General features: G+C 70.4%; 11 protein-coding genes. 7 read left to right on the top strand and 4 right to left on the bottom strand.

The features are described from left to right. Nucleotides 1–135: 135 nt before the first annotated feature. Entirely contained in the window at nt 136–402 is a 267-nt protein-coding gene (locus AB0K28_RS36720; RefSeq protein ID WP_364379057.1) for a hypothetical protein, read from the top strand. 96 nt (nt 403–498) lie between these two features. After that, a complete protein-coding gene (locus tag AB0K28_RS36715; protein ID WP_364379054.1) occupies nt 499–1,377 on the top strand; it encodes an alpha/beta hydrolase in 879 nt (292 codons plus the stop codon). A 589-nt stretch (nt 1,378–1,966) separates the two neighbouring features. Here AB0K28_RS36715 and AB0K28_RS36710 read toward each other — a convergent pair. Both AB0K28_RS36710 and AB0K28_RS36705 read right to left on the bottom strand, forming a co-directional pair. After that, nucleotides 1,967–2,644, bottom strand: coding sequence for a phosphotransferase (locus tag AB0K28_RS36710; RefSeq protein ID WP_364379051.1), 678 nt, complete (start codon nt 2,642–2,644; stop codon nt 1,967–1,969). Nucleotides 2,645–2,868: 224 nt separating this feature from the next. Then, nucleotides 2,869–3,345 (bottom strand): DUF6326 family protein, encoded by a 477-nt coding sequence (locus AB0K28_RS36705; RefSeq protein WP_364379048.1) that lies wholly within the window; start codon nt 3,343–3,345, stop codon nt 2,869–2,871. 403 nt (nt 3,346–3,748) lie between these two features. Between AB0K28_RS36705 and AB0K28_RS36700 the strand changes: the two genes are divergently transcribed. From AB0K28_RS36700 to AB0K28_RS36690, 3 genes are all read left to right on the top strand, one after another. Further along, nucleotides 3,749–4,399, top strand: a complete 651-nt coding sequence (locus AB0K28_RS36700; protein ID WP_364379045.1) for a TetR/AcrR family transcriptional regulator — start codon at nt 3,749–3,751, stop codon at nt 4,397–4,399. A gap of 249 nt (nt 4,400–4,648) precedes the next feature. Next, complete coding sequence (locus tag AB0K28_RS36695) at nt 4,649–5,494, top strand: alpha/beta hydrolase (RefSeq protein WP_364379042.1); 846 nt, start codon at nt 4,649–4,651, stop codon at nt 5,492–5,494. A 334-nt stretch (nt 5,495–5,828) separates the two neighbouring features. Further along, nucleotides 5,829–7,145 carry an acyltransferase gene (locus tag AB0K28_RS36690; RefSeq protein WP_364379039.1) on the top strand — a complete coding sequence of 439 codons (1,317 nt, stop codon included), beginning with the start codon at nt 5,829–5,831 and terminating at the stop codon, nt 7,143–7,145. A gap of 43 nt (nt 7,146–7,188) precedes the next feature. On the opposite strand, the gene AB0K28_RS36685 is transcribed toward AB0K28_RS36690, so the two are convergent. Continuing rightward, the gene (locus AB0K28_RS36685) at nt 7,189–8,286 is read right to left on the bottom strand and encodes a VLRF1 family aeRF1-type release factor (RefSeq protein ID WP_364379036.1); all 1,098 of its coding nucleotides are present in this window, start codon (nt 8,284–8,286) and stop codon (nt 7,189–7,191) included. A 482-nt stretch (nt 8,287–8,768) separates the two neighbouring features. Here AB0K28_RS36685 and AB0K28_RS36680 point away from each other — a divergent pair, with 482 nt between their 5' ends. Next, on the top strand, nt 8,769–10,562 hold the full coding sequence (locus AB0K28_RS36680; RefSeq protein WP_364379033.1) for a long-chain fatty acid--CoA ligase: 1,794 nt from the start codon (nt 8,769–8,771) through the stop codon (nt 10,560–10,562). Between the two features lie 59 nt (nt 10,563–10,621). Next, nucleotides 10,622–11,707, top strand: a complete 1,086-nt coding sequence (locus AB0K28_RS36675; protein ID WP_364379030.1) for an acyltransferase — start codon at nt 10,622–10,624, stop codon at nt 11,705–11,707. 100 nt (nt 11,708–11,807) lie between these two features. Here AB0K28_RS36675 and AB0K28_RS36670 read toward each other — a convergent pair whose 3' ends face one another. Continuing rightward, entirely contained in the window at nt 11,808–11,954 is a 147-nt protein-coding gene (locus tag AB0K28_RS36670) for a DUF4383 domain-containing protein (RefSeq protein ID WP_364379529.1), read from the bottom strand. Nucleotides 11,955–11,966 lie beyond the last annotated feature (12 nt).

The raw sequence follows: 11,966 nt of genomic DNA, 5'->3' as shown, positions 1-11,966 counted from the left end.
TCGAGCCGCACCTTCAGCGCCTCGGCCGCGTGGAGCGACGACCTGGCAGTCGGCGGACCACCGGCATCGGGTCGGCGTTCCCCGGTCGCTTCTTATCCGCGACAATGCGGGAAACCCCTCTCTTCGAGGAGCACCATGAGAATGCTTACGAAGCGTCTGGGTGCCGTCGCGCTGACTGGTGTGATCGCCGCCGCCCTCGTCCCGGGTACGGTCGGCGCCACGGTCAAATCAGCGGGGCACTGGGAGTATGTCGCGTCCTACCCGCTGACGTCGGCAGGCTCCGCATCCTGCAGATCCGCAGGCAAGCTGTGGGGCGGGACGTGGCAGTGCCGCGCGATCAACGGCCCGCACTGGTCGCACACCTCGTCGCACTACCACCTGGAGATTTACTACGCGGATTAGCTCGCCCAGGTGGTAGTTCGAGCGCCGGGGCCCGTACGGATGAGGCCAGTAGTCCTACGGAAGGCACCCGTAACCGGCGACGGCAAGCTGTGAGTCATGCAGAACGTGAACATCTGGAGTGAAGAGTTCGGCGCCGCCACCGACGAGCCGATCCTGCTGATCATGGGCTCGATGTCGCAGGGCGTGCTGTGGCCGGAGGAGTTCGTCGGCTTGCTGACCGCCGGGGGCCGCCGGGTCATCCGCTACGACCACCGCGACACCGGCAGGTCCGACACCGTCGACTTCGAGAAGACCCCCTACACCTGGACCGACATCAAGAACGACGTCTACCGCGTCATGGACGCCCACGGCCTCGACAGCGCCCACCTGGTCTGCCACTCCGCAGGCGGCCTGCTCGGCCAGTACATCGCGGTCGAGGCCCCCGAACGGGTGCGCTCGCTGACCGTCATCGGCTCCTCCCCGCTCGGCGGCGGCGAAGGCGCGGTCATCATGCGGGCGCTCATGGGCGAGCCCCAGCCCGAAGGCAGCCTGCCGGAACCCACGCCCGACTTCGTGGCGTTCTTCCGCACGCTGATCACCACCCCACCGCCCACCGACCGGCGCGCGCAGATCGACCTCATGATCGCCGAACAGCGTGTCCTGCACGGCACCGCCCTGCCCTTCGACGAGGACGCCGCCCGCCGCCTGCAAGAACGCATCTACGACCGGGCCCGCGACCTGTCCGCCGTGGCCAACCACCGGCTGGCCGCCGCCGCCGAACCCGACTTCGAGCCGGTGGGCGTGCTCCACCAGGTCAAGGCGCCCACGCTGGTCATCGAAGGCAGCCACGAGCCGGCCAAGCCGGGCCACGGCGCGCTCATCGCCGACCAGATCCCCGACGCGCGCCTGATGATCGTGCAGGGTATGGGCCACACCCTGCTGCCCGAGGTGCACGATGAGCTGGCCGCCGCCATCCTCACGCACACGGCCGGGTGAAGACGTTCGATGCCAGATCCCTGCACCCCCGCCATCGAAGTGAGGGATCTGGTTCAGCGTTTCGGCGCCGTGCTCGCCGCCCAGGTCGTGACCGACGTCAGCGGCGACGCCTCCGGCGACGCGAACTACGGCTGCTGTCCGTTCCGCTCCCACTGGGCGTGCGCGGCTCCGGATACGGGACCGACGGGGCTCTCACCCCGAGTAGCCCGAGATATTGCCTGCTCCGCATGATGTCCCCCCGTTGTTGCACCGTTTCTTCCGGCCTCTTCTCTTCGGCCATCAATCAGGACAACAGGGCAGGTATAGCGAGACATCCCAGATAACGCGATACAGGGTGATCTCTTGCTAAATTTTGCCTCGACGCACATTTCCTGGGCCTGTGACCGGCCAGGAGCCAGGAGCCAGGGGCCGAGCCGCTGGACTGGCGGTTGCCGGAGTGAGCCACCCGACGGATCCTGATCAGGCAGGTTTCGAGAGCGTTCTGGTCGCAGGGAAGGACTGCTACGCGCCACCTCCTCGGGGCGGCGTGTCCTGAGCCCCTGCCGTGCGGCTCGGCCAGAGAGCAGACACCACAACGGCGCCAGCGGTCTCAGCTCGGCCCGGCCAGCCGCCTGATCAGCGCCACCGCCTCGTCCAGCAGGCTCACCTCGTGCGCGGTGAGCCCTCGGTCGGCGGCGCGCCGGGCCTTGGCGTCGTCGAGCGGGCCGCCCGCGTCCAGGTCTTCGTCCAGCTCCCTAGCCAGGACGGCGAGCAAGGCCCGCGCCGCCTGCGCCAGCTCGCTCTCACCGTCCACCGCCGCCTGCGCGATGATCAGTGCCGACAGGGCGCAGTCCAGCGCGGGCCGCCCTTCGCGGGCGTTGCACCAGTCGATCACCACGGGCCCGTCCGGCGTCAGCATCACGTTGTCGGGATGCAGGTCCAGGTGCAGAATCCGGTCACTGGGCTCGCGGGACAGCCGGGCCGGGATCCGGTGGAGCCGACGCAGCAGCGCGGCGAGAGCCCGCCCCGTCTCCTCGGCCCCGATCTGCCCGGCCAGCAGGGCGTGCAGCATCGTCGGGCCGGACAACCGGGCCATCACCAGGTCGGTGGCGGTGCTCTCGCCGGGGAAGACCTCCGGCACCGGGAACCCGTGCGCCGCCACGTGCGCCATGATCTCCAGCTCACGCCTGGCGTCGGCGTCCACCCGGTAACGGCGCAGCACCCGTCCGTCGCCGAACGCGTACACGTCGGCGCTGCGTCCCGCACCCACCAGCTCCCCGACCTCCATGCCCCCAAGCTACGCGGCGACCGCCCGACCCGGCGGGCGGGTCGGGGCGACTGGTTCTGTGGCGTCGGCACGCGCGTGCGTGCGTCCTTCCCGTTGCGATCTCGCAACGGGAAGGACGCACGGTGGGGGTGCCATGCCGGGCGGATGGTGAAGGCGTGCGGGCACCGGGGACTGTCTGTGTCGCTGTAGCTGGAGCGGCTCCGCGAGCTCGACCACCCGGATACCTACTGTCGAAGGCCGGTCGTGGCGGGAGCGGCTGGGGCGGCGGGGGTTCGGGGCCAGGTCCAGGCGGAGCGCAGGATGAAGGCCAGGAGCAGCACCTCGATTCCGATGGAGAGGCCGTAGAAGGAGGCCCAGTTCCAGGACTCCCCTGCCGCGTTGAACACCGAGTAGGGGATGCAGATCGATGCGACGACGAGGTTCGTGGCGCGGTTCGCCCGGGCGGGCAGCGTCATGGAGACCATCACCATCAGAGCCGGGATCGCCACGGACGCGAGCATCATGGTTAACAACGTCGGGCTGATGTCGAACTCGAAGACGACGCCGGCGCGGAGGCCGTCGATGACGCCGGGCTTGTAGAGGGCGAAGTAGTCGACGTAGATGTAGAGGAACATGAAGCTGGTCCATGCGGCGGCGAGCTTGGCCTGCACGGGGACCGGCGGGTTGTCGAGCAGGTTCGGGGTTTTCGTTCGGCTGGTCATCGGTTCTTCTTTCCAAAGGAGCGGTCCCTCCGCCGGAGTCGCGGCAGGGATGTACCGAGGCCGCGCCCACCTGGACGAGCACATCGCCTCGACCGGGCAGCGGTAGCCCGGACTTCGGATGAATCGAGCGCTGAGGGCAGACCGTAGCGGCGCTGGTCGGCGGGCCGCATCGTCGTCGCCCCAGTGGACTCGCCCCCGGCGCCAGGCGTACTCCGGCACTCGATCGCTGTTCGATTCCCGCAGCAGCCTCCTCACGTCCGAGCTGCGACCGCCGCTGGTTCGTACATCGTACGTCGTACGATGTACTACGACTAGTACGCTGTACCAAGAATGTGCGCTCAACGATCGTCAAGCGGCTCGAGCGAGCGAGAGGAGACCCGTGTCTGCGAGGGAAAGACGCCAGGTGACGTCACACACGGCGCTGAGCAAGCAACGGGTGGTGGCCGAGGCGGTCCGGCTCGCCGACCGCGAGGGGGTCGGAGGGCTGAGCATGCGCCGGCTGGCCGGCGCGCTCGGCGCGGGCGCGATGTCGCTCTACTACTACGTAGCGAACAAGGAGGAGTTGCTGGACGCGATGATCGACGTCGTGTTCGAGGAGATCGAGCTCCCGCCCGAAGAGACCGACTGGCAGTCAGCGATGCGACGTCGGGCGGCATCCGCCCGGCAGGTTCTCGCACGCCACCCGTGGGCGATCGGCCTGATGGAGTCGCGGACATCGCCGGGGCCCGCGAACCTCCGCCACCGCGAAGCGGTCACCGCCTGCCTGCGAAAGGCCGGCTTCACGGTCATGATGGCGACGCACGCCAACTGGTTGCTCGACAGCTATGTCTACGGTTTCGCGCTGCAGGAAGCCAGCCTGCCGTTCGACACCGCCGATGAGTTCGCGGACATGGCCGAGGACGTTTATCTTCCCCAGCTTCCTCCTGACGAGTTCCCCTACCTCAACGAGTCCGCGGCGGTGCTCGCCGCTGCCGGCTACGACCCGGCGGAGGAGTTCACCTTCGGCCTCGACCTCGTCCTGGCCGCCCTCGAGCCCCTGAGAGTGCCTACGTGAGCCTCTACCCGTGATGTCGTTATGTGATCGTGTGGATATGGTGTGTTACCGCCAGTCTGCGGGTCCAGATGCGTAGCTCGATCAGGAGCGTCTCGGTGACGCCGGCGGCTTCTCCCTCGATCAGCTCCCACCGCGCGCCGGTCAGGTCCTAGGGATGACGATCAGGGGCATCCGGCCGCCCTGTCGTCCGCTGAGAACGCATCAGCCCTGCTAGCGTCAAGAGGGTGGTGACAGGTACGGGGGGTGAAGGTGAACTGGACACTGAGCGAGGTGTTCGAGACGCCTGACGGAAATGTCCGGTGGAGCCGCATGGGCAGCGGGGACCCGGTCGTGCTGCTGCACGGCACCCCGTACTCCTCCTTCCTCTGGCGGGACATCGCTCCAGCGCTCGCCCGTACCCGCACAGTCTTCGTCTTCGACCATCTCGGCTTCGGCCAGTCGGACAAGCACGAGGGCCAGGACCTCAGCCTGGCGGCTCACGCGAGGAACTTCGCCCGGCTCCTCGACCACTGGGAACTCTCCTCCCCAAGCGTCGTCGCCCACGACATCGGCGGGGCCGTGGCGCTGCGAACGCTGCTGTTGGAGGGGAGAAGCTACCGGGATCTGATCCTCTTCGACGCGGTGAGCGGAGGCGAGTGGGAGCGAGGGCTCTTCCGGCTCATCCTGGAACACACGGAGGTCTTCCAGCAGCTTCCGGACTATGCGCACGAAGCACTGGTCGCCAGCCACCTGCGCCACGCCACACACGTCGGCCTCCGGCCGGGAGTGCTCGACGCATACCTCGCACCGTGGCGGGGAACGGCAGGTCAGGCCGCTTTCTACCGCCAGTACCGCCAGATCAGGCAGAACGACACCTTCGCGTACGAGCACCTGCTGGGCGAGTTGTCGCTGCCGATCCGTCTCATCTGGGGCCGCGAGGATCGCATCCTTCCCCCGGAGTACGGCGAATGGCTGCACGAGCGCATCCCGCACGCCGAGTTGCACTGGATCGAGGGCGCGGGCCACCTCCTTCAAGAAGACGCTCCTGGGCGGCTCATGGCCCACCTGACCGCCGAATTCCGGCCCGACCACGATCCCAGAGATCGCCTGTCTTGAGGCGGATCGTGGATGCTTGATCTGAGCCTGTACGTTTCCAACGCCCTCTGGTGACACTCGTGGCCATACGGCACGTGGCCCCGACCGCTGACCGCCTGGCACCGCCGGCCGCCCGGTCCGCGGGGCGTTCCGCGTCGGCTATCGCCGGCGCCGCCGAGAAGGCCCTGCAGACTGCCCGGCAGACTGCCCGGCACCTGGCCGGCCAGGCCCACATGGTGGGGCGGGCAGGCGTCACCGTTTCACATCGCTGCGGGTTGGGGACAGCGTCACCATGGCCTCCGACCTGAGGGCGAACGGGGCACGGGACGATCCACGGTGAGCGAGGGCTGACGTCATGCGCGGGTTGGCGGCGATGGTGCGCGACCTGGCGGCGCGTACGCCCGGCAACCGCGAGCGCAGCGCCGACATGTGGCGCGCACTGGCCATCTGCCTGGTGGTGTTCGGGCACTGGTTCGTCGTCGCCGTGACCTACCGGAACGGCCGGCTGTCCGGGTACAACGCGCTCGACGTCCTGAGCTGGATGGACCCGGTGACCTGGCTGTTCCAGGTGATGCCGATCTTCTTCCTGGTCGGTGGCTACGCCGGCGGCGCCTCGATGGCCTCCCACCGCGCCTCCGGAGGCGACGGCATCGGCTGGGTGCTGAGGCGGACCGACCGGCTGCTCCGGCCGACGACCGCGCTGTTCCTGGTGCTGCCGCTGACCTCGCTGGTCATCGTGGCGGCCGGGGTGAACACCGACCTACTCGGCCACGCGGCGTGGCTCGCCTCCATCCCGCTGTGGTTCCTGCTGGCGTACCTCGTCCTGGTGGTACTCACGCCGTGGTTGTACGCGCTGCACCGCCGAGCGGGGCTTGCCGCCCCGGTGGCGATGGTGGTCATCGTCGCCGTCGCCGACCTGCTGGGGCGGGGCCTGCACGTGCCGGTCGTCGGTCTGAGCACCTACCTGTTCGCGTGGATGGCGATCTACCAGTTCGGATTCTGCTGGCGGGACGGGCTCCTGCGGCTGAGCCGCAGGCAAGCGCTCGCGGTCGCGGCCGGCGGCCTGGCCGCCCTGATCGGGCTGACCGTGGTGGGCCCCTACCCGGTCGGCATGGTCGGCTACAACACGGCGCCGCCGAGCCTGGCGCTGCTGGCGCTGGCCACCACGCAGATCGGACTGGTCCTGGCCCTGCGGCCGGCGGCCAACCGGTGGCTTCGCCGGATCGGCCCGTGGAGTGCGGTCATCGCGACCAACGCGGTCATTCTCACCGTGTTCCTGTGGCACATGGCGGCGGCGGTGATCGCGGCCGTCGTGCTGGTCCCGACCGGGATCCTGCCGCAGCCCCCGCTGCACTCGACGGCGTGGCTGCTGTGGCGGGTGCCGTGGCTGGCGGCTTGCGCCCTCGTCCTCATCGTGCTGGTCGCGCTGTTCGCGCGCATCGAGCTGCGCCGGCCGCTGACGCATTCCGTCGAGCGCGGTCCGTGGCGTGACGGCGCGACCGTGCTCGGGTCGGCCGCCGTGCTGGCCGGGCTGCTGATCGTCGCCGTGGCCGGCCCCGGCTACCACGGCCCCACGGGTCTCCCGTGGGGCGGGGTGCTCGCGTACCTGTGCGGCGCCGCCGTTCTGCGCGTGACGCGGGACCGGTCTGTCCGGTCGGACGCCGGCCCCTGAGCGCGGCGGAGCACCGCAGAACCGGCGTCGACCTGGGTGGGTCTCACCAGCGCAGCATCGCGGCCACTCCGCCCGCCTCGGCGAGCTCCTCCGCCGCTCCGGTCTCCAGCACGGTGACCTCGCCTCCGTGCTCGAAGGTGAGTTCGATCATCTCCTCCTCCAGCTCCTCGGGGGTGACGCCCACGGGCTCGGTGTTGCGCGGGCCCGCCTCGTCGAGCAGCAGGTGCTCGACGCGGCCCTGCCGCAGCAGGGAGAGGATGTCGTCGAGGCCGACCGCGCCGTTGCCGCCCGACAGGGCCAGGTCCCGGGCGCGCACGGCCAGGGCGGCGTCATGCCTGGCCCGCGCCTCCTCGCGAGCGGGGCGGACGAACTCCAGCACCTCCGACGGCGACAGGGCGGGGTCGAGCACGGCGTCCATGTGGACGATCTCCGGGCCTGCCGGCAGCGCCTCGCCCAGAACCGCGGTGTCGCGGGGGTCGCCCACCAGCAGCAGCGTCTCCCAACCCAGCCGCCGGGCCTGGCCCGCCACGTGCTGGGCCGCCTCGCGCAGGTACTTGGCCAGGTGCTCCTCGATGCGCTGGTCGAAGCGGTCGGGGTGGATGCCGCGCCGGGAGAGGCCCGGCAGCGTCGCCGATCCCTGCGCGGACCCGCCCGCGGTCGCCAGCTGGAACATCACCGGTTCCAGCTCGTCGGCCAGGCCGTACCGGCTGTCGAACAGGCGCACGCCGTCACGCCCCACCCTGGCGATCCCTGCGGGCCTGTCGGCCTGTACGGCGGCGACGAGCGGCAGCAGGTAGGCGTGCTCCCTGACTGTGGCGAGGCCACCCACCGGGAGCTGAAGCCACGCGGTGCGCACCTCGTCACCGGCCACCTGCGCGAACAGGGCACGTCCCAGACCGGGACCGGCCGGGTCGAGCAGTTCGTCGATCCGCGGCTCCAGCAAGTCCAGACGGAGGCCCACGAGCCTGGCCCGTTCCTGGTCGGGGCCTGCGGCCAGTTCCTGGCGCAACGCGGCGATCTCGTTGCGCAGCCGGGTCCGCCCGGCCTGTGTGCCGGGCTCCATCGTGGTGTAGAGCGACAGCACACCGACCTCGTCACCGAACGCGGCCAGTTCGCGCAGATCTGTCTGGTCGAACACCATGGCGCGCTCACCTCCTTGGGCTGGGCGCCCTGCACGGGCACCAGCGGAGGGGGTTGCCCCATTTTAACCGAGGCGCCCATCGTCCCTGTTCAGCGGCGTTCGCGAGCGCCTCTCAGCCCTGCCCGGCCCACTCCCCCACCTCCAGGACCCGTGGGGACCTCATCACCTTTATCTGATTGCTCTTGCGTTGTTCTCCAAGGGCTCTGCCATCAGGCAGCCCCCGGCCGTGGACGTTTTGTGACCACTTGTCGGGTGTTTCCCAGTTGAGGAGGGATCCTTGTCCGGGCAGCTCGGCCCGCCCCGGCGATGAGCCCGTGCCGGGCACGTTCGGCATGAACCCGGTCGCACCGTCGTACGAATCTCCGTGTTTGTGCCCGCTGACCTGGGGAAACAACACATTCGGCTGCTTATCGCCGCCATTCACGCGGCGCCCGGCGCCGCATTCCGCCTCATTCGGCCTTTTCGTCACAGGGAGATGGACGATGCGTGTCCAAGAGGCCCCGGCCCCGGTGACCATCGCCCCCGACACCCAGCTCGCCGACATGGTGTTCAGCGACGACCGGGTGAACGGTGACATGGTCCTGTTCCAGCGCCGGTCGGCCGGAGGCTGGAGTCCGGTGACGGCCAGGCGGTTCGCGGCCGACGTCCGCGGCCTGGCGGCCGGCTTCCTCGCCGCCGGGATCCAGCCAGGAGACCGCGTCGCGCTGCTGGCCGCCACCAGCTACGAGTGGACGGTGGTGGACTACGCCCTGTGGGCGGTGGCGGCGCTGCCGGTCCCGATCTACGAGACCTCCTCGGCCGAGCAGGTCCGCTGGGTGCTGGAGGACGCCGGCCCGGTCGCCGTGGTGGCCGGGGACGAGGCGCAGCGCCGCCTGGTCGATGAGGCGGCCGCGGGCCTCTCGTCCGGACCGCCGCGGGTGTGGCAGATCGACGGCGGCGGGCTGGACCGGCTCCGCGAGGGCGGGCACGGCGTGAGCGACGCTCAGCTGCGCGAGCGGCGCCGGATGGTGTCGGCCGACGACCTGGCGACGATCATCTACACCTCGGGCACCACCGGCCGCCCGAAGGGCTGCATGCTGAGTCACGGCAACCTGCTGTACGAGGCCCGCGCCGCGATCGACAGCCTGGAGGGCATCTTCGGCCGGCACGCCTCGACCCTGCTGTTCCTCCCGCTGGCGCACGTCTTCGCCAGGGTGATCCAGGTGGCCTGCGTGGAGCGGGGTGTGTGCCTGGCGCACAACGCCGACCGGGCCACGCTGACCGAGGACCTGGCCGCCCTGCAACCGACGTTCCTGCTGGCGGTGCCCAGGGTTTTCGAGCGGGTCTTCAACGCCGCTCAGCAGCAGGCCCGGGCTCAGGGCAAGGAGAGGATCTTCGCCTGGGCCGAGCGGACCGCCGTGGCCTACAGCCAGGCGCTGGACGATGGGCGGCCGGGCCGGCGCCTGCGCCTGGCACATCGCCTGGCCGACCGGCTGGTGTACCGGCGGCTGCGGGCCGCGCTCGGCGGCCGGGTCGGGTACGCCATCTCCGGCGGAGCGCCGCTGGGAACCCGGCTGGGCCACTTCTTCCGAGGGATCGGCCTCACCGTGCTGGAAGGCTACGGACTGACCGAGACCAGTGCCGCCGCCACCGTGAATCTGCCCCACGCACTGAAGATCGGCACGGTGGGGCCGCCCCTGCCCGGGGTCGACCTCCGGATCGCCGACGACGGCGAAATCCTGATCAAGGGCCCGATGGTGTTCCAGGGCTACTGGCGCAACGAGCAGACGACCAGCCAGAGCCTGACCACCGACGGTTTCCTGCGCACCGGCGACGTCGGCGCCGTGGACGAGGACGGGTTCCTGACGATCTCCGGCCGCAAGAAGGAGATCATCGTCACCGCCGGCGGCAAGAACCTCGCACCGGAGCCGCTGGAGGACCGCCTGCGCACCCATCCGCTCATCAGCCAGGCGGTGGTCGTCGGCGACCGGCGGCCGTACACGGCCGCGCTGATCGCTCTGGACGCCGCGGCGCTGGCGTCGTGGAAGCGGGCCACCGGCAAGCCCGAGCAGGCCGGCCCGGCCGACCTCCGCGACGACCCGGATCTGCTGGCCAGGCTGCAGACGGCCGTGGACGAGGCCAACACGACGGTGAGCCGGGCCGAGTCGATCCGCAGGATCCGGATCCTTCCGGTGGACCTGACCGAGCAGAACGGATATCTGACCCCGACCCTGAAGGTCAAGCGTGCCTTGGTCCACAAGGACTTCGCGGCCGACATCGAGGAGCTGTACCGCTGAGCGGCGCACCATCGGCGCTCGACCGGCTGGTCTCGGCCACGCCCGCGTCCCGCGACCGCGTGGTCGACGCCGCCCGGGCGCTGTGCATCGTGGTCGTCACCCTCTGGCACTGGACGTTGTCGGTCACCCACCGCACCGCCGACGGCAGCCTGTCCATGCCCAATCCGATCCACACCGTGCCCGGCGGCTGGCTGGCCACGTGGTTGCTGCAGATCATGCCGGTGTTCTTCCTGGTCGGCGGGTACGCCAACCTGGTCGGCTGGCAGCGGGCCCGGGCGCGCGGGACCACCGCCGGCCAGTTCGTCCTGGACCGGCTGCGCCGGCTGCTCTGGCCGACGGCCGCCTGGGCCCTGCTCTGGCTGGCCGGTGAGCTGATCGCGGCTGCCCTGCCCGGCCCGCACCGATGGATGTGGGAGTGGTTTCCCGGCTACCTGACGCCGCTGTGGTTCCTGGGCGTGTACGGCCTGCTGATCGCCGCGGTGCCGATCACCACGAGCCTGCACGCCCGCTACGGAGCCCGGGTCCTGGCAGCGCTCGTACTGCTGATCGCCTTCGGCAGCGTGGCGCACCGCGGCGCCGGCCTGGACTGGGCGGGCTGGGCGACCGCCGCCCTGGTGTGGGTGTTCTGCCACCAGCTCGGCTACGCCTGGCGCACCTGGCAGCTCGGGCACCGGCCGTTGCCGCAGCGGCTCGCGATCGCCGCGGCAGGTCTGGCCGCGCTGGCCGGACTCACCGTGGGAGCGGGCTATCCCCTCTCGATGGTGTCCACCGCCGGCGAGGCCGAATCCAACATCTTCCCGACCAACGCCACCATCGCCGCCCTGGCCGTCTTCCAGCTCGGGCTGCTCGTCCTCATCACGCCGGCCGCCGAGCGCCTGCTACGCCGGCCGGCCGTCTGGAAGCCGGTGGTGGCCCTCAATGTGGTCGCGTTGACCATCTTCCTCTGGCACATGACCGCGTACCTGGGGGTGCTCTGGGCCTATGAAGGGCTGGGCGGCACCCTGCTCACGCAGCCGACCGCCGGCTGGTGGGCGCAGCGCTGGCTGTGGCTCCTGGCCCCCTCTGCGGTGCTGGCCGCGCTGGCCCTCCTGTTCGCCCGGGTCGAGCTGGCCGCCCGCCGGCCCCGGAAGGCGGCGAGTCGCTGAGCTCGGCGGGGTACTCAGCCAAGCCCCTGTCGATCGCGTCGCGCCCCACATGATCAGGTAGCTGTGGATCGGCGTACCGGGCCGCGCGCACCACGCTCGGCTAGCGAGTGTCCAGGCGGTGCTGGAGCCGCGCACGCGTCGCTACCGCCCCGAGCACGATCATCACGACCCCCAGCACCAGGTGCAGCCAGTTGTCGGCCGTGTTGAACGGGACGAAGTTGGCCCCGCCGCCGTGCGGGACGAACAGCCCGTAGAGCCA

This window comes from Nonomuraea sp. NPDC049504, from assembly GCF_040676845.1.
Lineage (GTDB): Bacteria > Actinomycetota > Actinomycetes > Streptosporangiales > Streptosporangiaceae > Nonomuraea > Nonomuraea salmonea.
Note: the sequence above shows the minus strand (reverse complement) of the source record. Positions and strands in the feature narration are given on the sequence as shown.

What these genes read in the sequence shown, in the direction of transcription:
- AB0K28_RS36720 (WP_364379057.1), top strand. Translation starts at nt 136, where the DNA reads ATGAGAATGCTTACGAAGCGTCTGGGTGCCGTCGCGCTGACTGGTGTG.
- AB0K28_RS36715 (WP_364379054.1), top strand. Translation starts at nt 499, where the DNA reads ATGCAGAACGTGAACATCTGGAGTGAAGAGTTCGGCGCCGCCACCGAC.
- AB0K28_RS36710 (WP_364379051.1), bottom strand. Translation starts at nt 2,644, where the DNA reads ATGGAGGTCGGGGAGCTGGTGGGTGCGGGACGCAGCGCCGACGTGTAC.
- AB0K28_RS36705 (WP_364379048.1), bottom strand. Translation starts at nt 3,345, where the DNA reads ATGACCAGCCGAACGAAAACCCCGAACCTGCTCGACAACCCGCCGGTC.
- AB0K28_RS36690 (WP_364379039.1), top strand. Translation starts at nt 5,829, where the DNA reads ATGCGCGGGTTGGCGGCGATGGTGCGCGACCTGGCGGCGCGTACGCCC.
- AB0K28_RS36685 (WP_364379036.1), bottom strand. Translation starts at nt 8,286, where the DNA reads ATGGTGTTCGACCAGACAGATCTGCGCGAACTGGCCGCGTTCGGTGAC.
- AB0K28_RS36680 (WP_364379033.1), top strand. Translation starts at nt 8,769, where the DNA reads ATGCGTGTCCAAGAGGCCCCGGCCCCGGTGACCATCGCCCCCGACACC.